This is a genomic window from Methylobacterium sp. (assembly GCF_028290105.1).
Taxonomy (GTDB): Bacteria; Pseudomonadota; Alphaproteobacteria; order Rhizobiales; family Beijerinckiaceae; genus Methylobacterium.
Genome location: NZ_JAQGKL010000078.1, coordinates 1 through 20,783, shown reverse-complemented (window position 1 = coordinate 20,783; position 20,783 = coordinate 1). Strand labels below are relative to the sequence as shown.

Sequence of the window (20,783 nt, the reverse complement as noted above, 5' to 3'; positions counted from 1 at the left end):
AGGGGCGGGAACGCTGGACGCTCCCGCGCGAGTTGGGAATGGCCGCGCCCGGCAGCAGAGTGCGGAAGGCGCGGCGCTGGCGTCAACGGGACGCGCCGGTGGCCGGCAGGCCCTTGAAGGCGTCGGCCAGAAGGCCCTGCGCCGCGTCGCCGGCCGCAGCCCGGGAACGCAGCTTGTTGCCGAACTCGCCGGCTTCCGTTCGCGCCGATTCGGGCAGCGCCGCGAAGGCCTCGGCCGCCTCCTTGATCGCACCGCGATCGAGCGCGTCCTGAACCTTCGGTGTCGCGTCGGGTGCCGCTGCGGTGCCGGACGCGGCACCGGCTTGCGGCTCGACCCGGCGAACCTGCACGATGGTCTCGGCCATGCTCATCAGCTTGGCGCCGATGTCGCCGGTCTCGGCCACCGCCTTGCTCTGCGCCGCGCGGCGGCTGGCGGCGATCTTCTCCGCGATCGGCCGGAATTCCGCGGCCAGCGTGCGGGCGGTCGGTGCGCCCTTGTCGGCGAAGGCCGCGACCGCCGTGAGCCGGGCCGGATCGCCGGGCTCCAGCCCGCGAAGGGCGGCGAGCGCATCGGCGTAGGGCGCGCCGGTGTTGAGGGCCGTGGCGATCCGGTCCGCCGAGACCACCCGCAGGGCGGCCTGGAGGGTCGACGTCTCGGCCCGCCCGGAGATCGCCTTGTCGAGGCCGGCGATCCGATCGGCCTGGGCCTGCAACTGGCGCTCGACGGCCTTGGCGGCCTCGGCCGATTGGGCCTTGCTCGCGTCCGCCACCTTTTCGGTGGCTTGGGTCGCCGACTGCACCGCCTCGGTGGCGGCCTGGATGCGCGCTTCGAGGGATTGCTGAAGGGTGGCGACCTTCTGGCTCAGGGCCTGAGCCGCCTCGGCATTCGCCTTTGTGCGCGCCTCGAAGTCACCCTGGAGGGCGGCGAGTTTCGGGGTCAGGTCGGGAACCGGCTCGGGCTTCGGCGCCCCATCCACTTTGCCCTCGAGTGCCTTCAGGCGCTCCTCGAGGGCGCCGACCTGCGGCCCGCCCGCGCCCGACGGCGCCACGGCCATCCGGGCCTCTCCGCCCTGGTCGCGGCCGGGCTCTTCCTGCAGCGCCGAAACGCGCTGATCGAGGGCGTCGAGGCGCGCCACGAGGTCGGTCGGTGCCGCGGCCGGTGCCGCGGATCCCTCGGCGGCCGGCGCAGGCGCCGGCGCGGCGCTCGCCTTCTCGAGAGCTTCACGCGCCTTGGCGACGGCCTCGGGCACGGACTTCAGGGCGGCCTCGTTGGCGGCGACCCGCTTGTCGAGACCCGCCACCGCGTCCTTCGGCGCCAGGGCGGCGATGCGTTGGTCGAGGGCGGCGAGGCGCGGATCGTCGGCCTGGTGCAGCAGGCCACTGCGCTCGACGCCGAACAGCAATCCGGCCCCGATCACGCCCCCGAGGAGGCCGGCAGTGGCCAGCGACCCGAAGCCGGGACCACGGGCAGCGGGCGCCGGGACGGGCGTCGGGGTGATGCGGGGCGTCGTCGAACCCGTTGGCTTGGACGCGGACTCGCTCGGGAATGACGGCTTCGTCTCCGACGGTTTGGCATCCTGAGATTTCAGGTCGGCGGGTTTCGGATCGGCCGGCTTACCCTCGGTGGGCTTGCCCGCCATGCCGCCCGCGACCCCGGCGGTCGCGGCCGCGCCCGGCGTCGAGGGTCTCGCCGGGGAAACCGGGTCGGGCAGTCGTTTGGCCTTGAGGTCGATGATCGGCCCGTCCGTCACCGACGCACCGGGGCGGGCACTGCCTTGCGTCCCAGCGCCGAACGCGCCGGGCTTCGGCGGCTCGGATTTCGGCGCTTCCGTCTTCCCGGCCTCCGTCGTGCCGGCGCCGGGCTTGTTCAGGTCAGGCTTGTTCAGGTCCGGCTTGGACGCCTCGACCTTCGCGGGATCTACCTTCGTCGCCTCGGGCTTCGCGGTCTCGGATTTGGCGGCCTCCGGCTTGATCGCATCCGGCTTCAGGATCTCGGCCTTGGCGGCCTCCGTCTGCACGGCATCGGTCTTCACGCCGTCCTGGCCGACCTTCGGTGCCTCGGGCTTGGCGGGCGACGCCGCGGAGGGGCTCACCGTATCGACACCCGGGACCACGGGCTTGCCCGGCTGGCCGGTGCTGGGAGTTCCCGGACGATTGGCGTCGCTGTTGGGTGGTTTCATGGTTCAAGGCTCCCTTCCCGACCTGCCGTTCGGCTCTGCCCGTGCGGCGCGTCCGGCGCCCGGTGGGTCGAGGCCGACGGCGCAGCTTCTTGCGCTCGTCCTAGCATCAGGGCCGTCGCCGGAGCGAGACCCTTGTCAAATTCCTGTCGGCCCCGGGCCTGACAAACCAGCGAGGAGCGCATCCTCGTTGGGCCGTTCGGGCACAAAGTGGACCGCGATCCCGGCGCAGACCAGGGGCGCGGCCACATCTGCCGACAAGCAGTAATGCGTCAGCGCCCGGAAGGCTCCGCTCAGTCCCCGCGCGTCGGCAAGATCACGCGCCGCCGCCGCGCTGCGCCGCGAGTAGTGCAGGACGGCGTCGAGGGCGCCGGTTTCCATCGCATCGGCGACCGCGTCGGCCAGCGAAGCCGCGGGACGCGCCGTGTAGACCTCGCACGTCCTCGCCCCGAACCCGGCCGCCGTCAGGGATGCACCGGGCTCGGCCTTGCGCTCCGTGCCCGTGGCGTGGAGCAGGGCGGCGCCTGGCGGCACCGACGCCGTCACCAGCCGGGCCAGCGCGGCCGCGTTCCCCCCGGCGACGCGGATCTCCGAAAAGCCCGCCGCTGTCGCGAAAGCCGCGGTGCTGGCGCCGACGGCAAAGACCGGGACCGTCCGGAACCTCGCGCGATCCCCCGGCGTCAGGGCCCGCACCGCGTTGGCGCTCGTCAGGATCAGCCCCGCGAAGACCCCGTCCGGCAGCGCCGCGCCGGTCGCCGCGACATCGAGCACGGGGGCGACGAGCGGGCGATGCCCGAGCGCCGAGAGCCTGGCCGCCGTCCGCGTCGCTCCCGGTTCGGGACGCGCCACCCAGATCCGCATCGCCCCCGTCCTCCCCGGAATGCCGGCGCATCCATGCCGTTTCACCGCCGCGAGGCAAGCGGTCGTTGCGGGACCGGGGCGCGGGCGGCTAGGGTGGAGCGCACCCGACGTCTCGACCGGAACACGCCCGGAACGATCCGCGGTCCATGTCCATCCTCGCATGACCACCCTCGCATGAACGTCTCCGCATGAACGTCCTCGGCATCGAAACCACCTGCGACGAGACGGCGACCGCCGTCGTCATGCCCGGCGAGAACGGTCGTGGGCGCATCCTCTCCAACGAGGTCCTGAGCCAGATCGCGGAGCACGCGGCCTATGGCGGCGTCGTGCCCGAGATCGCCGCGCGCGCCCATGTCGAGGTCCTCGACCGCCTGATCGACCGGGCGCTCGGCAGCGCCGGGCTGACGCTGGCCCAGGTCGACGGGATCGCGGTGGCGGCCGGGCCCGGCCTGATCGGCGGAGTCCTCATCGGCCTCGTCACGGCCAAGACGCAGGCGCTCGTGGCGCGAAAGCCCCTCATCGCCGTCAACCATCTGGAAGCGCATGCGCTCACCGCCCGCCTCACCGACGGCATCGGGTTTCCCTACCTGCTGCTGCTGGCCTCCGGCGGGCACACCCAGCTCGTGGCGGTGAAGGGGGTCGGCGACTACGTCCGCCTCGGCACCACCATCGACGACGCCATCGGCGAGGCCTTCGACAAGGTCGCCAAGCTCCTGGGCCTCGGCTATCCGGGCGGGCCGGAGGTCGAGCGCATGGCCGAGACCGGCGATCCGGAGCGCTTCGCCCTGCCGCGCCCGATGCTCGGGCGGCGTGAGGCGAATTTCTCCCTGTCCGGCCTCAAGACGGCGCTGCGCATCGAGGCCGAGAAACTCGCCCCGCTCTCCACCGCCGACGTCGCCGATCTCTGCGCCAGCTTCCAGGCGGCGGTGGTCGACGTCGTCGTCGACCGGCTGCGCGTGGCGATGCGCGATTTCGCCGGGGTCGCCGGGCACCCGACCGCCCTGGTGGCGGCGGGCGGCGTCGCGGCCAACGGCGCCATCCGCCGGGCGTTGACCACCCAGGCCGGCGAGGCGGGGCTCGCCTTCGTGGCACCGCCCCTGGCGCTGTGCGGCGACAACGGCGCGATGATCGCCTGGGCGGGGATCGAGCGCCTGCGCCTCGGCCTGGTGGACGATCTCACCGCGCCCGCCCGCGCCCGCTGGCCCTTCGCGGAGCCGAAGGCGGTTGCCTGAGGCGGCGCGGGGCCGCTGGCGCGACCTCGTGGAACGGCGTCTGCCGGAGGCTGCGCGGGCGGATTGGCCGGTGCACCGCGACCATTGCTTCGCGCGCATCCTCCTCGACAACACCTGCAACGGCCCCTGGCGCGAGAGCGTGCGGGCGCCGGCCTGGGCGAACCTGTCCCTCGATCAGCTCGGTGCGGCCACGGATCTTGGCGAAGCGGTGCTCGCGGGCCGGGCCGACCTCGATGGCCTGAACCGGCGCTCCCTCGCGCTGCGCGGCAAGCTGCGGGGCGTACCCCCGTTCGCGCCGATGGTCTCGCCGCCCGAATGCCTCCGCGACGGCGATCTCGTCCTGCGTCGCTGGCGGGCCGCCGACGAGGACGCCTTCGCGGCGCTGAACGCCGATCCGGACGTCATGCGCTGCTTTCCCGCGACCAAGGACGCCGCCGCCAGCCGAGTCGAGGCGCGGGCCTTCCAGCGGCGCTTCGCCGTCGATGGGTACGGCCCCTGGGCGGTCGAGATCTCCGGCGAGGGCTTCGTCGGGGTCGCCGGTGGCGCGCGCGTGATGCGGGTGATGCCCTTCGCGGGCTGCGAACGCCCTGGGGAGAGCGTCGAGATCGGCTGGCGCCTCGCGCGCTCGGCCTGGGGCCGGGGCATCGCCACCCGGGCCGCCCGCCTCGCGCTGAGCGATCTGTTCGGCCGTTGCGGTCTGAGCGCCGTCGTCGCCTTCACGGCCGAAGCGAACGGTCCCTCGCTTCGCGTCATGCACCGGCTCGGCATGCGGGCGTCGGGTGGCTTCGCCCATCCGGCCCTGCCACCCGGGCATCCCCTGGAGGCGCATCTGCTGTATCGTCTGAGCGCTGACGAGTTCGAATCCGAAAGGTCTGGCGCATGAGCACCCTCGATACGGGCCGGCGGATCGCCGTCGTCGGCGGGGGTGCCTGGGGCACGGCGCTGGCCAATGCGGCCGCCGCCGCCGGGCACGACGTCACATTGTGGCTGCGCGACCGCCAAGCCGCCGCGCGCCTGGAGGAAACCCGCGAGAACGCCCGATACCTGCCCGGCGTGCCGCTCCACCGCCGCATCGCCGCGACCGCCGAGGCGCAGGCCCTGGGGCCCGCCGGTACGGTCCTGATGGTGGTGCCGGCCCAAACCCTGCGCGGTGTGCTGGCCGATCTCGCTCCTGCCCTGGCCCCTGGCGCGGCCATCGTGGTCTGCGCCAAGGGCATCGAGCGCGGCAGCGACGCCTTCATGAGCGAAGTGGCGGCCGAGCGCCTTGGCGCCGCCGCCCCGGTGGCGGTCCTGTCCGGGCCGAGCTTCGCGGCGGATGTCGCGCGCAACCTGCCCACCGCCGTGACCCTCGCGGCGGCCGATGCGGGCCTCGCCGCGCGCCTCGCCGCGACGCTTTCGGGACCGGCGCTGCGGGTCTACCACACCGACGACGTGCGCGGCGTCGAGATCGGCGGCGCCGGCAAGAACGTGCTCGCCATCGCCTCCGGCATCGTGGCCGGGCGCGGCCTCGGCGAGAGCGCGCGCGCCGCCCTGATCGCGCGGGCCTTCGCCGAACTCATGCGCTTCGCCCGCGCGTATGGCGGCCGGCCCGAGACCCTGATGGGCCTCTCCGGTCTCGGCGATCTCGTGCTCACCGCCTCTTCGCCGCAATCGCGCAACTTCGCGTTCGGCGCGCGGCTCGGGGCGGGTGCGACCCCCGACGAGGCCTCCGGCGGCAAGCTCGCGGAGGGCGCCTTCACGGCGGCCGCCCTGGTCGACCTCGCCCGCGCCAAGGCCGTCGAGATGCCGGTGGCCGAGGCGGTGGCGGCCATCGTCTCCGGCGGCGCGAGCGTCGATGCCGTCATCGCCGCACTGCTGGCGCGACCCTTGAGAGGGGAAGCCGAGTGAGCCTCCATCCCGTCCAGGCCTTTCTGGCCGGCTCCGGTCCGGACGGCGCCGGGCGGCACTTGAGCCAGGTCCTCGCCTTCGACGACGCGCGGATCGAGGGCGTGCACGATTTCATCCAATGGTGCTTTCCCCTGCGCGAGGCGAGCCTCGCCGTGCCGGGCGCGCCGGTCCTGTCCCGCGCCGAGGCCGAGGCGATCCGCGGCGACCCCGTGGCACTTTCGGGCCTGCGCGCGGCCCTGGGACGGATGACCCGATTCTATGCCGAGACCGACGGCTGGCTGCGTTCCCACGACCACAACCACCTGCGCATCACCCGCATCCTCACAGCCCTGTCGGATCTGCTCGGCGCGGAGGCGGCGGGGGAGTTCCACGCCTTCGTGACGGCCCGCAATGCCGGAGCCGGCGGCCCGATCAACCCCGTGAGCCTGCGCTACTGGGAATCCGCGCTCCACAAGGCCTGACGGCCACGCTTCCCGGGTGCTAGAGACCATGCGTTCTTGGAGACGCGCATGGCCCATTGGCTCTACAAATCCGAGCCCTCGACCTGGTCGTGGGTACAGCAGGTGGCGGCGGGCGCGGCCGGCACGCACTGGAACGGGGTGCGCAACCACGTCGCCAAGAAGCACCTCATGGCGATGGAGGTGGGCGAGCAGGGTTTCTTCTACCACTCGAACGAGGGCAAGGCGGTGGTCGGCATCGTCGAGGTGATCCGGCCCTACTATCCGGACGATTCGGACCCCACCGGGCGCTTCGGGATGGTCGATCTGCGCGCCGTGGCACCCCTTGCCCGCCCCGTGACCCTCGAGGCGATCAAGGCCGAGCCGCGTCTCGCCGCGATGGTGCTCGCCAACAATTCCCGGCTCTCGGTGCAGCCCGTCACCGACGCGGAATGGGCGATCGTGCGGGAAATGGGCGGCCTCGGCTGAGGCCTCCGTCCCGACGCGTTCGCGCCGCGCCGATGCGGCGCGAGGGGCGTCAGCCCTGGCGCTGCGCCTGGGTCACCGCCACGTGGATCAACTCGGCGAGCGTGCGCACCCCGAGCTTCTGGCGCATCAGCGAGCAGGCGTTCGTCACGGTTTTGTAGCTCACCGACAGGTCGCTCGCGATGGCGCCGTAGGACTTGCCCTGGGCCAGCCGCTGCAGGATCTGCAATTCGCGCGGCGTCAGCTGCGTCTCCGGCGTGCGCTTGGGGTCGGTGCGCAGCATCGCGACTTCGGTGGCGAGGCGCCGGTCGAGGTAGGGCTGGCCGGCGCGCACCCGCTCGAACGCCTCGAACAGCTCGCCCGAGGCGTGGTCCTTCAGCACGTAGCCGAGGGCACCCGCCTCCAGGGCCCGGGAGACGATCACCGGATCGTTGTGCATGCTGAAGACCAGGATGCGGGCCGCCGGGTTCACGCCCCGCATGCGCCGGACCAGGTGAAGGCCGGCGAGCCCGCTTCCCTGGAAGGTGAGGTCGCAGATCACCGTCGCGGGGCGCAGCCGCAGGAAGCTGCGGTAGCCCGCCACCACGCTGGTGGCCTCGGCGATCCGCTCGATGCCGGCATCCTCGAGCACCCGGCGGCAGCCCTGGAGCACGATCGGGTGATCGTCGATGACGAGGGCGGCCGCACTGGGCGAGGCCTCGGTGGCGTGGGCGATCGCGTTCATGCGCGTGGGACCGAGTTCTCGTCCTGCTCACGGTCGAGCGGGATCATGATCCGGACAACCGCACCGGGCTGCCCGTTGTCAAGGGCGAAGGTTCCGCCGAGCGCCTCCACGCGCTCGCGCATCCCCGACAGGCCGAGCCCGAGCCCGTGGTCCGGCGCGATACCGGCCCCGTCGTCGCGGATGGTGATGCGCAGGGCGTGCCCGCTCGTGGAGGCCGGGTCGGCCTCGTCCCGGACCCGCACCGTGACGTTCGAGGCGCGCCCGTGCCGGACGGCGTTGGTCATGCTCTCCTGGATGCAGCGGAACACCGTGAGGTCGGTCACATCGCCGTAGCCGCGCGCCAGCCCGTCGAAGGTGCCGGCGAAGCGGGCCCCGCTGTGCCGGCGGCGGAAATCGCGCAGGAGAAGGTCGAGGCATTCGGACAGCGGCACCTGGCCGAGCGCGTGCGGGCGCAGGCGGTTGAGGAGGTCGCGGTTCTGGGTCTGGACCTGACCGACGATGCTGGCGATCTCCTGCGCCCGCAGCTTGAGGCGCGCGCGGTCGGGCGCTGCCTCGGCCTCCGCCATACGGATCACCGAGGCGGCGTTGGCCTCCAGCGCGAACAGGCAGGGGCCGAACTCGTCGTGGAGTTCGAGGGCCGTGCGGCGGCGCTCGTCGTCCTGCGCGGAGAGGAGCTGGCGGTTGAGGCGGCCATTCGCGGCCCGCGTCTCGGCGAGCGCTTGGGCCACGCTGTTGAAGCGGCGTGCGATCGTGGCGAGCTCGCGCGACGCCGGCGGTTCGAGGCGCGCGGTGTAGTCCTGGCGTTCGAGCTGCGTCAGCCCGTCGGCGAGGCGCGTCAGCGGCGCCAGCACGCGGCCGAAGGCGATGTAGAGGGCAACCAGCAGGCCGAGGCTCAGGCCGAGGTTCGTGAGCGAGAGCGAGACCGCGTAGCCCCAGACCTCGTCGATCTCGTCGCGCGGCTGCGTGGTGATGCGCGCCGTCCCGATCCGCTGCCCCTGTGCGACGATCGGCAGGTCGTGCTCGCGGATGGAGGGTGCGATCAGCCCGGCGAACCAGTCCGGCGAGGCATGCTGGTCGCGCCGGACCCGGCCGAGGCCGCTGGTGACGACCGTGCCGGTGCCGTCCAAGACCGTGACGCGCACGTGCCGGAGGTCGTGGATGCGCAGGTTCAGGGTCTGGAGGATGCCGGCGGGGGCGCCGGCTTGCGCGAGATCGATGGTGTCGGAGACCAGAAGCTCGACATTCGTCATCGCCGCCTGCATCTCGACCTCGACGGCGGAGCGGGCGTTCAGCACGATCACCGCGCAGGACACCAGGGCGGCCAGGGCGTCGATGGCCAGGACGAGGGCGATCATCCGCGTGCGCGTCGGCCAGGACGACCAGCTCAGCCCATGTCGATTCGTTCGTGCGCTGCGCTCCGGCGTGGCGGAACGGGCGGGACGGAGCGCAAACCCTCGCCGGAAACGTCGGAGGGCGGTGAAGGCGTTGGTCTGGGGCATCGGGCCTTGGGAAGCCGGTGGTTGGATTGCGGTAAGCCGTCCCGCCGGTTCTAGCGCAAGTTTCAGGGGAAGCGGGAACCGGCGGACCGGGATCGACGGCCGCCTTTGCCGAGGCGCGCGTGGTTAGGCCCGTTCCGGACGAGGCCGTCGGTGCCCTCGTCGCCGAGGGGCTGGCCGACCCGGAGGCGATTTGGAGCCTCGGGGGCTTCGGTGCCCTGGCCGAGTTCGGCCGCACGGCCGACGAGCCGGTGACTTGGCTCGAACCCCACCGAACCGGCCTCGTCACGGCACGGGGCGGCATCCGGATTGATCTCGCCGGCGCCGTCCCGGTGGCCTACGAGACCGCGTTCACCGGCGGCTGGAGCCACGCCGTGGCGTTGTGCCTGCCGCGTGACCGCTGCCCGCACCTGCGCGAGGGCGTGGTTCGCGAGGTCGGGCCCGATGAAGGCGCGATCCGGCCCGAAAATGTTGGGGATAACCTGTTCGATCTCGGCCTCGCCCTGCCACAGGGCCGGATCGGCCTGCGCGGCGCCGATGCCGGTCTGCTTCGCCTGCTGCGCGGCATCCTGGGCCGGCCGGCCTTCGGCGAAGGCAGCCCTGTGCCCCGCCTGATCGCGACATCGGCGCTCGACCTCGTGGTCTCGACGCCGCTCGGGCGCATCGAGGTGTTCGCCGGGAGCGTCGCCGGGGGTCGCGGTCCGCGCGGGTTCGTGGTGCCACGCCTGCTCGCCCTCAGGCGCACCCATGCGGCGACGGCCGCGATTCCCGAAGGCCTCGTGCCCGTGGCTACCCTGCATCCGGCCCATCCCTGCCACGATGCCGACCGGCGGCCGCGCCCCTTCGACGCCGCGCGCCACACTGCCTTCCAGGCACTCCTCAGCCGCTGGGGCGACCCGGATCTCGTCGCCCTGAAGGCCCGCCTCGGAGCCGGGGGCGCGCCGCAGGAAAACCTTCCGACGCGGCGGATGCGGAACGTCGCCCGGGTCGTGCGAGTCCAAGCCGAGGCGATGATGGCTGCCCCGAATCACGACGCCGGCAAGTGGTGAACCGATACGCCCCGTTAAACCTGTGGCGGTTAATCAGATCTGCGGTCGATCTCAGCCTGCGGTGATCAGCAGGTCGGGCGAGGACATCTTCGCGCCCCATTGCGGAGGCCTTCCTCGTTACACGCTGGCGTCGTTCGGATCGCGGCCTTGCGCGGTCCGGCCTCGGTGCGCAGCGTGATCGACCGGCAACGGTCAATCCAAACGGTTTCAAGCGTTCGAGATGTCTCAACCGATGATGCCCGTGACGATCGACCCCTCCGAGGCCCGCAACCCCGCGTCGCCCGCGCCGCGCCCGGCGCGCCCCCCTCTGCGCCTCGTTCTCCTCTCCAGCCTCGGCGTTCTCGGCCTCGCGGGCTTCACCGCCCTGGCCTCGTCGGTGCTCGGCGGCCTCGCCGGGCCGCAAGTGCCTCGGGCGACCATCAAGACCGCGGCGGTCTCCCAGAAGGCCTCCGACTGGCCCGATCTGCGGGACGGCGTTCCGGCGCTCGCTCCGATTCGTCCCTTGGTCGAAAAGCCGCCTCTCGAATCGTCCGCCTCCGAGAAGCCGGCGCTCCCCGTGGCGTCGCCGCCGCCGATCCAGGCTCGTGCTCCCATCGCGGTCCCGGAGCAGGCTCCCCTCCCGGCCGCGTTGACACCGGCCGAGGCGCCGCCTCAGAAACGGGCCGAGCCCGCCGCCGCCCAAAAGCCCGCGCGCCTTCCGCCGATCGAGAACGCCGCGGTGCTGCCGCCCGCCCGTCCCGCATCCCTGGTGCCGCCGACCCGGACGACTGTCACGCTCGCGCCGTCGCCGGCCGAGACCACCCGGTCGCGGGCCACAAGCGGCGCGACCTTCACGGCCCTGCCGCCCGAGCGCGAGGCACCCAAGCGCAAGCCGCCCGCGCCTGCCGCGCAGGCGGCAAAGCCCGCGAGCGCGAAAGTCGCTGCCGCCAATGCGGCACCCGCAACGCCAGTGGCTGAGGCCGAGCCTGAGACGACCGAAGTCTTCGGTCTCAAGGTTCCGTCGTTCGCCCCCGCCGGCCGCCGCTTCGCCGAAGGGGTCGAGGCTCTCGGCAACGCGGTCAAGAACCTGCCCGACCGCTTCTGAGCGCGGACGCCCCGAGACGGGCGTCCGGTCCGCGGGCCTACTTTGCCCGGCTGGTGCGGGGTTTTTTCGCGATCTCGCGCTCGTGGCGGGCGCCGCGCGGGCTCTTGAAGCCCTTCGGTGCCTGATCGTCGCGGCCCGGATCGCCATCGAGCAGCGCTTCCACCTGGATCTCCGGCGAGCCGTTCTTGGCGAAGGTCTGGGCGAAGCGCGAGGCCGCGCCGCCGCGCACCTCGAACTTGGTCTCGCGGTCGAAGATCCGGATCGCCCCGATCTCCTGGCGGCCGATATTGCCGCGCCGGGTCAGCATCGGCAGCAGGCGCCGGGGATCCGCGTTGTCGCGCCGGCCGAGATTGAGCCGGAACCACACCGACGGACCCTCGGCGTCGATGCGCGCCGTGTCGGCGGGATCGTAGACCGGACGGACTTTCCGCTCGGGGCCGGCACCCGGATCGGTGACGTCCTCGGGTGCGGGCAGGCGCGAGCGGTAGATGCGCGCGAGGGCGGCGGCGAGTTCCTGCGGCGTGCGCTGCGCCATCAGGGTCTCGGCCATGGCCACGTCCTCGTCCGCCGGCTCTTCCGTGAAGATCGGGTCCTGCCACATGCGCTCGCCGTCGAGGCGGCGGATCTCGTCGGCGGTGGGCGGACCGGCCCACTCGAACGAGACCTTGGCGATCATCAGCATCTGCTCGGCCCGGCGCCGCTTCGAGGCCGGGATCAGCAGGAGGCTGGTGCCCTTGCGGCCGGCCCGGCCGGTGCGGCCCGAGCGGTGCTGCAGCACCTCCGCGTCGTGCGGCAGGTCGGCGTGGATGACGAGGCTGACGGTGGGCAAATCGATGCCGCGCGCGGCGACGTCGGTGGCCACGCACACCTTGGCACGCCCGTCGCGAAGCGCCTGGAGGGCGGCGTTGCGTTCGCCCTGCCCGAGTTCGCCCGAAAGCGCCACGGCCGAGAAGCCGCGCTCGGTCAGCACCGCCTGCAGGTGGCGCACGGCATTGCGGGTGTTGCAGAAGATGATCGCGGTCGGCGCATCCATGAAGCGCAGGGTGTTGACCACCACGTGCTCCAGCTCGCGCGGCACCACGCGAATCGCCTTGTAGGTGATGTCCTCGTGGCCGCGCTCCTGGCCCTTCACGGCGATGCGCAGGGCGTCGTTCTGGTAGCGCTCGGCCAGCGTCGCGATCGCCTTCGGCAGGGTCGCGGAGAACAGCAGCGTGCGCCGCTCCTTCGGGGTCACCGACAGGATGAATTCGAGGTCGTCGCGGAAGCCGAGATCGAGCATCTCGTCGGCCTCGTCGAGGACGACGGCGCGCAGGTCCTGCGTCGCGAGATTGCGCCGCTCCAAGTGGTCGCGCAGGCGCCCGGGGGTGCCGACGACGATGTGGGCGCCGTCGTTGAGCTGGGCGCGCTCGCGGCGCGGGTCCATGCCGCCGACGCAGGAGATCACCCGCGCGCCGGTCTCGGCGTAGAGCCAGGCGAGCTCTCGCTCGACCTGAAGCGCGAGCTCGCGGGTGGGCGCGATGACGAGGGCGAGGGGCGCGCCGGCGGGGCCGAAGCGCTCGGCCCCATCCAGCAGGGTCTCGGCGAAGGCAAGCCCGTAGGCCACGGTCTTGCCGGAGCCGGTCTGGGCCGAGACGAGGAGGTCGCGCCCCTGGGCCGCCGCCTCGATGACGGCGCTCTGGACGGGCGTCGGGTCTTCGTAGTCGCGCGCGGTCAGCGCTCGGGCGAGCGGGGCCGGCAGGGTGGGGAAGGGCACTGTGACGAAAGCCTTAGCGGGCAAGCAGGCGAAGAACCCGCAGGGAAGGAGCGCGCCGAGCGCGAAACCCTTCCAAACAACGTGATTCCGCCCTCGAACGGTTACGGATGGGCTCGCTTGTAGCGGTAACCGCGCCGCAGCGCCATGACCGTGCACGCATGCGCGCCCCCCGTTCACGATGCGCGCCCACAGCGAAGTGGCGTATCGAGACTGTACGCGTGCCGAACCTGTGCCACTTAGGGCTGAGCGTCGTGCGGAACGCGTACCGGGACGGCGCCTTCCGCGAGATTCGAACCCGCCCGGAAAACCCAAGGTGACTGATGCCGGCTCTCCTACGTCTGGTCGTGGCCTGGGGCAGCGTCGCTGCCTTCTCGGTCTACGGATCGTCCTGGCTCGGGAGCCTCGATTCGCCGCTCTGGGCCACCGGCCTGTTCCTGTGGCTGTTCCTCGTCATCCTGTGGGCGGCCTTCGGCGTCGTGCACGAGGCTGAGGAACTTGCGCACATGCTGGGCGAGCCGCTCGGCACCCTGGTGCTGACGCTGGCCATCGTGATCATCGAGGTGGCCCTGGTGTCGGCGGTGATGCTGTCCTCGAAAGCGGTGCCGACGCTGGGACGCGACACGATGTTCGCGGTGCTGATGATCGTGCTCAACGGCATCGTCGGCCTCGGCCTGCTCATCGGCGGCCTGCGCCACCACCAGCAATCCTACAATCTCCAGGGCACCTCCGCCTTCCTGTCGGTGATCATCCCCCTCGCCACCATCGCGCTGATCATCCCGAACTTCACGACCTCGACCACCGGCGGCACGCTGACGACCCTCCAGGCGGTCGCGTTCTCCATCTTCACGGTGGCGCTCTACGGCATCTTCCTGATGATCCAGACGGGGCGCCACAGCAGCTTCTTCGTCCATGACGGCGGGCAGATGGTGCGGTCGAATGCCGATGTGCCGGCCGAGACGCGGGGTGGCGGCACGGGCGACGTGCGGCCCGGCGCGATCCTCAAGCATGTCGGGCTGCTCATCGCCAACATCCTGCCGATCGTGCTGCTTTCGAAGAGCCTCGCCTCCGTCCTCGACCACGGCATCGAGGCGCTCGGCGCGCCGACCGCGCTGGGTGGCGTCCTGATCGCCGCCATCGTGTTCACCCCCGAAGGGATCAGCGCCCTCAAGGCGGTCGCCCGCAACGAATTGCAGCGGGCGATCAACCTCTGCCTCGGGGCGGCCACCTCGACCATCGGCCTCACCGTGCCGGCCATCCTCGCCGTCGGCCTGATCTCGGGCCAGACGGTGGTGCTCGGCCTGGCGCCGACCGAGATGACGCTCCTCGTGGTCACGCTGATCCTGAGCACCCTGACCTTCTCGGGCCTGCGCACCACGGTGCTGGAGGGGGCCGTGCACCTCGTTGTGTTCTTCGTCTATCTCGTGCTCATCTTCAGCCCGTGATGGACATCCTCATCGTCGGTGCCGGAATCGTCGGTCTCGCCGTGGCCCGCGCGCTCGCGCGGCGCGGCCATGCGGTGGTCGTGGCCGAGGCGGAGGACGCGATCGGGACGGGCGTCTCGGCGCGCAATTCCGAGGTGATCCACGGTGGCATGTATTACCCCACCGGCTCGCTGCGCGCCCGGCACTGCGTCGCCGGGGCGGCGATGCTCTACGCCTTCTGCGAGAGCCACGGCGTGCCCCACCGGCGCTGCGGCAAGCTGATCGTCGCCACCGACGGTTCGGAGCGCGCCGCCATCGCCGGCATCGCGGCGCGCGGCGAGGCCAACGGCGTGCCGGGCCTCGCGCTCCTCGATTCCGCCGAGGCGAGGGCGCTGGAGCCCAATCTCACCTGCGTCGCCGCGCTCCATGCGCCCGGAACCGGCATCGTCGACAGCCACGCTTTGATGCTGGCGCTCCAGGGTGACCTGGAAGATGCCGGCGGCGCCATCGCCTTCGAGGCGCGCGTGGCAGGCATCACGCGCGGGAGTGCCGGATGGCAGGTCATTGTGAATGGCGATACGCTGCCCTTCGACGCCGTGGTCAACGCCGCCGGGCTCGGGGCGCAGGCGCTCAGCACCACGATCGAGGGGTATCCCGCCGCGCGCATCCCGCGCCAGGTCCTGGCCAAGGGCAGCTATTTCGGCTGCGTCGGGCGTCCCGCCTTCTCGCGCCTGATCTACCCGGCCCCCGTGGAAGGCGGGCTCGGCATCCACCTCACCCTCGATCTCGCCGGACGCATGCGCTTCGGGCCCGACGTCGAATGGGTCGACGATGTGGACTACCGCGTCGATCCGGCACGCGCCGAGGCCTTCGCCGGCGCGATCCGCCGCTACTGGCCCGGCCTGCCCGACGGGGCACTGACCCCGGATTACGCCGGCATCCGGCCGAAGCTGACCGGCCCTGGCGAGCCCGCCGCCGATTTTCGCATCGACGGCCCGGCCGAGCATGGGTTCGCCGGCCTGCTCAACCTCTACGGCATCGAGAGCCCGGGGCTGACGTCGAGCCTTTCGCTGGCCGAGGAGGTCGCGGATCGCCTGGTCGGGCAGGGGACCTGAAGACGGCGCCGGCCTAGGGTTCGGCGACGAAGCGCAACGTGCCGGCTCGGCGGGTCGCCCCACCGGTGTCGCTCGGATGGTTCACGCCGTCGAAGACTGGCACCTCGGCGAAGTCGAACGGGCTGAGCCCGTCGAGGCAGGCGACGTTCACGCCGTACTGAGTCGCGTTGGAGCGGCGCTGGTGGTGGGTGTAGATCCCGCAGCGCGCGCAGAAGAAGTGCTGTGCCACGCCGGTGTTGAAGCGATAGCTGGTCAGCAGCTCCGCGCCTTGCAGGACCTCGACGCCGCCCGCCTCCGCCGAGACGACGACGGCCCCGCGCATCCGGCAATAGGTGCAGGTGCAGCGGCGCAGCGTCTCGAACCCGTCGCTGAGCGTCGCCCGGAACCGGACACCGCCGCAATGGCACTGTCCGGTCCGCTGGTTGGACTCCGATGTCATGGGGCCTCCCTCTCCGCTTGCCCGAACCAGCGAGGCACGGGCCGATGACGCGGCAAGCGACCGCTCAACCGCCGAAGCGCTCGGTGTGGATGCGAACCGGATCGATCCCCGCATCGAGGAGCAGGTCCGCCACCGTCCCGACGAAGGGATTGCCGCCGCACAGATAGGCGTGGCGAGGCGGCCCGAGGCGGTCCAGAGCCTCGTCCACCATCGCGGCGTCGATCCGCCGCCCGCCGGCGCGGGTCAGGTTCAGCATGAGCTGAAAGTTCGCTTCGTCCCGTGCGCGCGCGGCGAGTTCCTGTGCGGCGATGACCTCGGTCGCATCGCGCACAGAGTAGAGAAGGAGGGCGGGGACCTCCGGCGCCGCCACGGCGCGGTGGCGCAGCATCGACAGGAGGGGCACCACGCCCGAGCCGCCGCCGGCCAGGAGCAGGGGGCCGCCATCCTCCGGGCGCCACACGAAGGCGCCGCCGATCGGCCCGCGCAGCTCGATGGTGTCGCCGACCGCCGCCACCGCATCGAAGAAGCCCGAGACCTCGCCGTCGGGCAAGCTCTCGATCATCAACTCGACGGTGCCGTCGCCATCCGGCGCCGAGGCGATGGAGTAGCTGCGCTGGGCTTGATAGCCATCCGGCGCGGTGAGTCGCAGGTCGACATGCTGGCCGGCCAGCGCCGGCCGGTCGAAGCCGACCTGGAAGCGGTAGCTCTTCACCCGCGTCGTCACCGGCCGGATGGCCGTGAGCGTGGCGTTCTGCCAGACGAGGGGGCGCGCGGCCGGATCAATCACCGGTGAAGCGCTGCTCGCGCCAGGGATCGCCGTACATGTGGTACCCGCGCATCTCCCAGAAACCGCCCTCGTCGCGCTTGGTGAAGCGCAGACCCTTCACCCACTTGGCGCTCTTCCAGAAGTACAGGTGCGGTACGAGGAGCCGGGCCGGGCCGCCGTGGTCGAGGGGGATGGGCGCGCCGTCGTAATGTGTCGCCACCATGCCCTTGCCCCCGGCGACATCCGCCACGGGGACGTTGGTGGAGTAGTCGTCGTAGCCCTCGGCGAGCAGGAATTCGGTGGGCGCGGCCACGCCCGCATCCGCGAGCAGCGCGTCGAAGCTCACGCCTTCCCAAGCCGTGTCGAACTTCGACCACTTGGTCACGCAGTGAATGTCCCCGCCCCAGCGCGTGCGCGGCAGGGCGTTGAACGCTTCCCAGGTCCAGGTCTTCAGGGGCTTGGCGCCCTCGCGCAGGGTGAAAGCCCAGGTCGCGAGGTCGATCCGGGGGTTCGGGCCGATCTGCAGCACGGGAAAGTCTTCGGTCAGGTATTGTCCCGGCGGCAGACGCTCGCGCGTCGCCTCCGGCGGCTTCCGGCCCGTGAATCCGCGTGTGCTCATGCGATGCTCATGCCTCCGCCGTCCGCGCTTCGTCGGCGTCGAAGGCCATTATCGTCTCAGCGCTCGCGCAGCACCAGCCAGAGAGCGTGGATGGTGCCGGGCAGGACGAAGAAGATCGTCAGCAGGATGTTGAGGAAGAATTGCAGGCCGATTCCGTTGGTCATGAGGACCGCGACCGGAGGCAGAAAGATCGCGAGTAGGATACGGACGAGGTTCGACACGGTCGCTCCGGAAGGGTTGCGCGCGCGGATGCGCGTCGGCGAAGACCCCAGCGCAACGGCAGGCACGCCTCCGGGTTCCCGATCACGCGGTTTTTGAACGGACGGCCTGATGCTCATCGAGCTGCTGCACCTGCTGGCGACGCCGGTCCCGTTCGCCCATCGGCGGCGCGGGTATCTCCGCGAGAGCGTAATGCTGCTCTCGCGCTCTCGGCGCTGCCGCGCCGCCTGGGCCGAACACCTCGACCGATCGCGCGCCGCCGTGATCGCGGCCTGCGCCGCGCTGCCCAGCCGCCGGACCGCGATCGTGCTCGGTTCGGGCCTCCTGCAGGACGTGCCCCTCGCGCATCTGGCGGAGCGCTTCGCGGCCGTTCACCTCGTCGATGCGGTGCATCTCTGGCCGGCCCGCCGGCAGGCGAGGGCCTTTCCGAACGTCCGGCTCGTCACCGCCGATCTCACGGGACTGCTCGACGGCGGCGACCCCCTGGCGGCCCTGTGCGGCGGCGCGGACGTGGATTTCGTGGTCTCGGCGAACGCGCTGTCGCAACTGCCGATCCTGCCCCTCGACCGGAGGGGCGCGGTGCCCCCCGACCTTGGCCGCCGCATCGTCGCGGCGCATTGCGACGGCCTCGCGCGCCTCGCCGCCCGGGTCTGCCTCCTCACCGACCTGGAGCAGGTGGAGGAGGACCGCGCGGGGCGGATCACAGACCGGCTCGACCTGCTGCACGGGGTCCGCTTGGGGAGCCCCGACCGCACATGGACCTGGGAGCTCGCCCCCTTCGGCGAGGCGGCGCGCGACCGGCGTCAGCGCCACCGCGTCGCGGCCTTCCTCGATTGGCGCGGGCGCTGAACGCGAAAAGCCGCCCCCGGATGGGGACGGCTTTTCGAACGTTCGCGGCGTGCGAAACGCTTATTCGGTGACCGACGGCACGTCGCTAGCGGCGCCGTCGTTCCCCTCGGCACCATCCGAACCCTCGAACCGGGCGCGGCGGCGGCGGCGGGGCTTGGGCGCCAGTGGCGCGGCCTCGTCGTCTGAGGGGGCGGCCCGGGCCGCGACCGGCTCGGGGGCGGGCAGGGGCTCCACCGAGGCGATCGGGCGGGGGGGCGTCATCAGGAAGGCCGGGAGCGCGGCGACGTCCTCGGCACCGCGTGCATCCGGCTCGTCACGGCGGCGGCGGCTGCGGGGTGGGGCGTCGTTGGTGCGGGCCGGGCGCTGGTAGTCCTGACGCGGCTGCTCCTGGCGTGGCTGATCCTGGCGTGGCTGATCCTGGCGCGGCTGCTCCTGACGGCTCGCCTCCAGGCCCGCCGCATCCGGACGGACCGGCTCGTTCACCGGCGCATCGCCGCGACCGTTGCCGTAGCGCGGAACATCGTTCCGCACCGGATTCGGCCGCACGAAATCCTGGCGCGGCTGCTGATCCTGACGAGGCTGTTCCTGACGCGCGTTGTCGGCCCGGTTGTAGTCCTGCCGTCCGTAATCCTGGCGCGGCGCGTCGTTCCGGTTGAAGTCCTGGCGGTTCGCGTCTTGACGGGTAGCGTCCTGCCGATTGCCGTCCTGGCGATTAAAATCGTCGCGGCGGATGTAGTCCGGCCGATTGCCGTCCTGCCGGTTCGAATCCTGCCGGTTGCCGTCGCGCTGGCCTTCGAAGCGCTGCGGCCGATCGTTGCGATTGGCAAAGCGATCGCGGCGGTTCGGGCGGTTGCCGTCCTGGCCGTTGTCCGGCCGGGTGTCCTGCGGCCGCGTATCCTGGCGGGATTCCTGGCGGGGCTCCTGCCGTGACTCTTGCCGCGAGTCCTGCCGCCCTTCGTAGGCTTGCGGCTGGGGCTGCTGGCCCGGATCGGTGTAATCGTCGTTGTAGCCGTTCGCGCCGTAGCTGGAGGCGGCGTAGCCCTGCGGCGCGCCCTGGCCGTCGTCCTCGCCGTCGTCGTCTCCGTCGTCGAAGCCGCGCGCGTAGCCGCCGACCTGCTGGCGGGCCTGCTCCTGGGCGCCGGAGATGATCCGGAAATAATGCTCGCCGTGCTGGAAGTAGTTCTCGGCCGCCACCGGGTCACCGCTGGCCTGCGCGTCGCGCGCGAGCTGGGCGTACTTGTCCGCGATGTGCTGGGCAGTCCCGCGAATCTTGACGTCCGGTCCGTTGGATTCGTAGGAACGCGTGAGCGGATTGGGACCTTTGGGGCGGTTACGACCGCGCATCCGTCTATTCTGGTTTGGTCTCATCGGTCTCGATTGACCCTCGTTCATCTCGGAGCGTCTGCTGATGCGGCGGTTCCAGGCGATGTCGACGGCGCCCTGATCTGGCTCGTCGGTGGCGCCGCGTGATCCGGGTCCGGTTTATCCGTGATCGCTTCGCCGTGCTTGCCGTCTGTCCCTTCGCCGAGGCGCACGCTGAGCGTCCAGCCGTCCTTCGGTTTTCGGGCTCGAAGTTGACCAAGCTCCTGCGCTTCGTCCCGCGCGCGCCGCTTGATCGTGGGGAGACCGTCTAAGAGCGTCACGGAGCAAAGCCGCAACCCGTCTTACCGCAGACCATCGTGATGGACCGTTCGCGATCTAACCCTGAGACTAGCGGCTCGCGGATACGGCAACAAGCTTTTTCTGCACGACTCCCGGTTGCGGATGCGGGTTTTTTCCAAATGTTGGCCGATTCAACCGCGAAGGCAGCCCTCACGGCGCCGGAAAACGGACGACGCGCGCGTGCCCGGCGAGGTCGCGGGAGATCGCGCCGCGCCCGAACCCGGCATCCCGTCCCAGCTCGCTCACTGCTTCAGCTTGGTCGTACCCGACCTCGAACGCCAGCACCCCACCCGCCGCGAGCCGGACGGCTCCCGTCGTCAGACTGCGTAGTATGTGGCGATACGCGTCGAGCCCGTCGGACCCGCCGTCGAGTGCGGCGGCGGGGTCGTGGTCGCGGACTTCGATGGACAGGCCGGTGATGGTCTCGCTCGGGATGTAGGGCGGGTTCGAGACGACGAGGTCGAAGGTGCCCGACAGGCCGGCCGTCCAATCCGCGTTCACGAAGGCG

The 20,783-nt window shown here is 71.7% G+C and carries 20 protein-coding genes and 1 pseudogene; 10 read left to right on the top strand and 11 right to left on the bottom strand.

Features of this window, described 5'->3' with window-relative positions; translation table 11 throughout:
- Nucleotides 1-82 precede the first annotated feature (82 nt).
- Nucleotides 83-2,179 carry a hypothetical protein gene (locus JWQ05_RS05965; protein WP_299655976.1) on the bottom strand — a complete coding sequence of 699 codons (2,097 nt, stop codon included), beginning with the start codon at nt 2,177-2,179 and terminating at the stop codon, nt 83-85.
- Nucleotides 2,180-2,314: 135 nt separating this feature from the next.
- Entirely contained in the window at nt 2,315-3,037 is a 723-nt protein-coding gene (locus tag JWQ05_RS05960; protein WP_299655973.1) for a uroporphyrinogen-III synthase, read from the bottom strand.
- Nucleotides 3,038-3,225: 188 nt separating this feature from the next.
- On the opposite strand from JWQ05_RS05960, the gene tsaD reads away from it, so the two are divergent.
- Genes tsaD through JWQ05_RS05935 form a run of 5 tightly spaced genes read left to right on the top strand, consistent with a single transcriptional unit; the run spans nt 3,226 to nt 7,082 of the window.
- Complete coding sequence (gene tsaD / locus JWQ05_RS05955; protein ID WP_299655970.1) at nt 3,226-4,269, top strand: tRNA (adenosine(37)-N6)-threonylcarbamoyltransferase complex transferase subunit TsaD; 1,044 nt, start codon at nt 3,226-3,228, stop codon at nt 4,267-4,269.
- Entirely contained in the window at nt 4,262-5,152 is an 891-nt protein-coding gene (locus JWQ05_RS05950) for a GNAT family N-acetyltransferase (RefSeq protein ID WP_299655967.1), read from the top strand. Before tsaD ends, JWQ05_RS05950 begins: the two co-directional genes overlap by 8 nt.
- Nucleotides 5,149-6,156, top strand: coding sequence for an NAD(P)H-dependent glycerol-3-phosphate dehydrogenase (locus JWQ05_RS05945; RefSeq protein WP_299655964.1), 1,008 nt, complete (start codon nt 5,149-5,151; stop codon nt 6,154-6,156). Before JWQ05_RS05950 ends, JWQ05_RS05945 begins: the two co-directional genes overlap by 4 nt.
- Nucleotides 6,153-6,617, top strand: a complete 465-nt coding sequence (locus JWQ05_RS05940) for an opioid growth factor receptor-related protein (protein ID WP_299655961.1) — start codon at nt 6,153-6,155, stop codon at nt 6,615-6,617. The genes JWQ05_RS05945 and JWQ05_RS05940 overlap by 4 nt, the downstream gene beginning before the upstream one ends.
- A gap of 48 nt (nt 6,618-6,665) precedes the next feature.
- On the top strand, nt 6,666-7,082 hold the full coding sequence (locus tag JWQ05_RS05935) for an EVE domain-containing protein (protein ID WP_299655958.1): 417 nt from the start codon (nt 6,666-6,668) through the stop codon (nt 7,080-7,082).
- Nucleotides 7,083-7,131: 49 nt separating this feature from the next.
- On the opposite strand, the gene JWQ05_RS05930 is transcribed toward JWQ05_RS05935, so the two are convergent.
- Nucleotides 7,132-7,803, bottom strand: coding sequence for a response regulator transcription factor (locus tag JWQ05_RS05930; protein ID WP_299655955.1), 672 nt, complete (start codon nt 7,801-7,803; stop codon nt 7,132-7,134).
- The gene (locus JWQ05_RS05925; protein WP_299656022.1) at nt 7,800-9,191 is read right to left on the bottom strand and encodes an ATP-binding protein; all 1,392 of its coding nucleotides are present in this window, start codon (nt 9,189-9,191) and stop codon (nt 7,800-7,802) included. Before JWQ05_RS05925 ends, JWQ05_RS05930 begins: the two co-directional genes overlap by 4 nt.
- Before the next feature lie 230 nt (nt 9,192-9,421).
- Between JWQ05_RS05925 and JWQ05_RS05920 the strand changes: the two genes are divergently transcribed.
- Nucleotides 9,422-10,348, top strand: a complete 927-nt coding sequence (locus JWQ05_RS05920; RefSeq protein WP_299655952.1) for a hypothetical protein — start codon at nt 9,422-9,424, stop codon at nt 10,346-10,348.
- Between the two features lie 232 nt (nt 10,349-10,580).
- The gene (locus tag JWQ05_RS05915; protein WP_299655950.1) at nt 10,581-11,432 is read left to right on the top strand and encodes a hypothetical protein; all 852 of its coding nucleotides are present in this window, start codon (nt 10,581-10,583) and stop codon (nt 11,430-11,432) included.
- 37 nt (nt 11,433-11,469) lie between these two features.
- On the opposite strand, the gene JWQ05_RS05910 is transcribed toward JWQ05_RS05915, so the two are convergent.
- Nucleotides 11,470-13,185: a DEAD/DEAH box helicase gene (locus tag JWQ05_RS05910; RefSeq protein ID WP_299656019.1), complete on the bottom strand. Its 1,716-nt coding sequence runs from the start codon at nt 13,183-13,185 to the stop codon at nt 11,470-11,472.
- Between the two features lie 320 nt (nt 13,186-13,505).
- On the opposite strand from JWQ05_RS05910, the gene JWQ05_RS05905 reads away from it, so the two are divergent.
- Both JWQ05_RS05905 and JWQ05_RS05900 read left to right on the top strand, forming a co-directional pair.
- Nucleotides 13,506-14,627 carry a calcium:proton antiporter gene (locus JWQ05_RS05905; RefSeq protein WP_299655947.1) on the top strand — a complete coding sequence of 374 codons (1,122 nt, stop codon included), beginning with the start codon at nt 13,506-13,508 and terminating at the stop codon, nt 14,625-14,627.
- The gene (locus JWQ05_RS05900) at nt 14,627-15,721 is read left to right on the top strand and encodes an NAD(P)/FAD-dependent oxidoreductase (protein WP_299655945.1); all 1,095 of its coding nucleotides are present in this window, start codon (nt 14,627-14,629) and stop codon (nt 15,719-15,721) included. The genes JWQ05_RS05905 and JWQ05_RS05900 overlap by 1 nt, the downstream gene beginning before the upstream one ends.
- Before the next feature lie 13 nt (nt 15,722-15,734).
- Here the strand turns inward: JWQ05_RS05900 and JWQ05_RS05895 are convergent, their stop codons facing one another.
- From JWQ05_RS05895 to JWQ05_RS05880, 4 genes are all read right to left on the bottom strand, one after another.
- On the bottom strand, nt 15,735-16,160 hold the full coding sequence (locus JWQ05_RS05895; RefSeq protein WP_299655942.1) for a GFA family protein: 426 nt from the start codon (nt 16,158-16,160) through the stop codon (nt 15,735-15,737).
- A 64-nt stretch (nt 16,161-16,224) separates the two neighbouring features.
- A complete protein-coding gene (locus JWQ05_RS05890) occupies nt 16,225-16,947 on the bottom strand; it encodes an FAD-binding oxidoreductase (protein ID WP_299655939.1) in 723 nt (240 codons plus the stop codon).
- Nucleotides 16,940-17,545, bottom strand: a complete 606-nt coding sequence (locus JWQ05_RS05885) for a sulfite oxidase-like oxidoreductase (protein ID WP_299655936.1) — start codon at nt 17,543-17,545, stop codon at nt 16,940-16,942. Before JWQ05_RS05885 ends, JWQ05_RS05890 begins: the two co-directional genes overlap by 8 nt.
- 56 nt (nt 17,546-17,601) lie before the next feature.
- Nucleotides 17,602-17,766: a YqaE/Pmp3 family membrane protein gene (locus JWQ05_RS05880; RefSeq protein WP_299655933.1), complete on the bottom strand. Its 165-nt coding sequence runs from the start codon at nt 17,764-17,766 to the stop codon at nt 17,602-17,604.
- 109 nt (nt 17,767-17,875) lie between these two features.
- Between JWQ05_RS05880 and JWQ05_RS05875 the strand changes: the two genes are divergently transcribed.
- Nucleotides 17,876-18,613 (top strand): hypothetical protein, encoded by a 738-nt coding sequence (locus tag JWQ05_RS05875; RefSeq protein ID WP_299655931.1) that lies wholly within the window; start codon nt 17,876-17,878, stop codon nt 18,611-18,613.
- Between the two features lie 60 nt (nt 18,614-18,673).
- Here JWQ05_RS05875 and JWQ05_RS05870 read toward each other — a convergent pair whose 3' ends face one another.
- Nucleotides 18,674-19,957 carry a DUF4167 domain-containing protein gene (locus tag JWQ05_RS05870; RefSeq protein WP_299655928.1) on the bottom strand — a complete coding sequence of 428 codons (1,284 nt, stop codon included), beginning with the start codon at nt 19,955-19,957 and terminating at the stop codon, nt 18,674-18,676.
- A gap of 468 nt (nt 19,958-20,425) precedes the next feature.
- A pseudogene (locus JWQ05_RS05865) lies at nt 20,426-20,783 on the bottom strand (protein-(glutamine-N5) methyltransferase, release factor-specific); the annotation flags it as partial.

Excerpts from the sequence above, each read along its gene's own strand:
- JWQ05_RS05905 (WP_299655947.1), top strand. The coding sequence starts at position 13,506 with ATGCCGGCTCTCCTACGTCTGGTCGTGGCCTGGGGCAGCGTCGCTGCC.
- JWQ05_RS05960 (WP_299655973.1), bottom strand. The coding sequence starts at position 3,037 with ATGCGGATCTGGGTGGCGCGTCCCGAACCGGGAGCGACGCGGACGGCG.
- JWQ05_RS05965 (WP_299655976.1), bottom strand. The coding sequence starts at position 2,179 with ATGAAACCACCCAACAGCGACGCCAATCGTCCGGGAACTCCCAGCACC.
- JWQ05_RS05945 (WP_299655964.1), top strand. The coding sequence starts at position 5,149 with ATGAGCACCCTCGATACGGGCCGGCGGATCGCCGTCGTCGGCGGGGGT.
- JWQ05_RS05885 (WP_299655936.1), bottom strand. The coding sequence starts at position 17,545 with ATGAGCACACGCGGATTCACGGGCCGGAAGCCGCCGGAGGCGACGCGC.
- JWQ05_RS05895 (WP_299655942.1), bottom strand. The coding sequence starts at position 16,160 with ATGACATCGGAGTCCAACCAGCGGACCGGACAGTGCCATTGCGGCGGT.
- JWQ05_RS05930 (WP_299655955.1), bottom strand. The coding sequence starts at position 7,803 with ATGAACGCGATCGCCCACGCCACCGAGGCCTCGCCCAGTGCGGCCGCC.
- JWQ05_RS05935 (WP_299655958.1), top strand. The coding sequence starts at position 6,666 with ATGGCCCATTGGCTCTACAAATCCGAGCCCTCGACCTGGTCGTGGGTA.
- JWQ05_RS05900 (WP_299655945.1), top strand. The coding sequence starts at position 14,627 with ATGGACATCCTCATCGTCGGTGCCGGAATCGTCGGTCTCGCCGTGGCC.
- tsaD (WP_299655970.1), top strand. The coding sequence starts at position 3,226 with ATGAACGTCCTCGGCATCGAAACCACCTGCGACGAGACGGCGACCGCC.
- JWQ05_RS05915 (WP_299655950.1), top strand. The coding sequence starts at position 10,581 with ATGATGCCCGTGACGATCGACCCCTCCGAGGCCCGCAACCCCGCGTCG.
- JWQ05_RS05870 (WP_299655928.1), bottom strand. The coding sequence starts at position 19,957 with ATGCGCGGTCGTAACCGCCCCAAAGGTCCCAATCCGCTCACGCGTTCC.
- JWQ05_RS05875 (WP_299655931.1), top strand. The coding sequence starts at position 17,876 with ATGCTCATCGAGCTGCTGCACCTGCTGGCGACGCCGGTCCCGTTCGCC.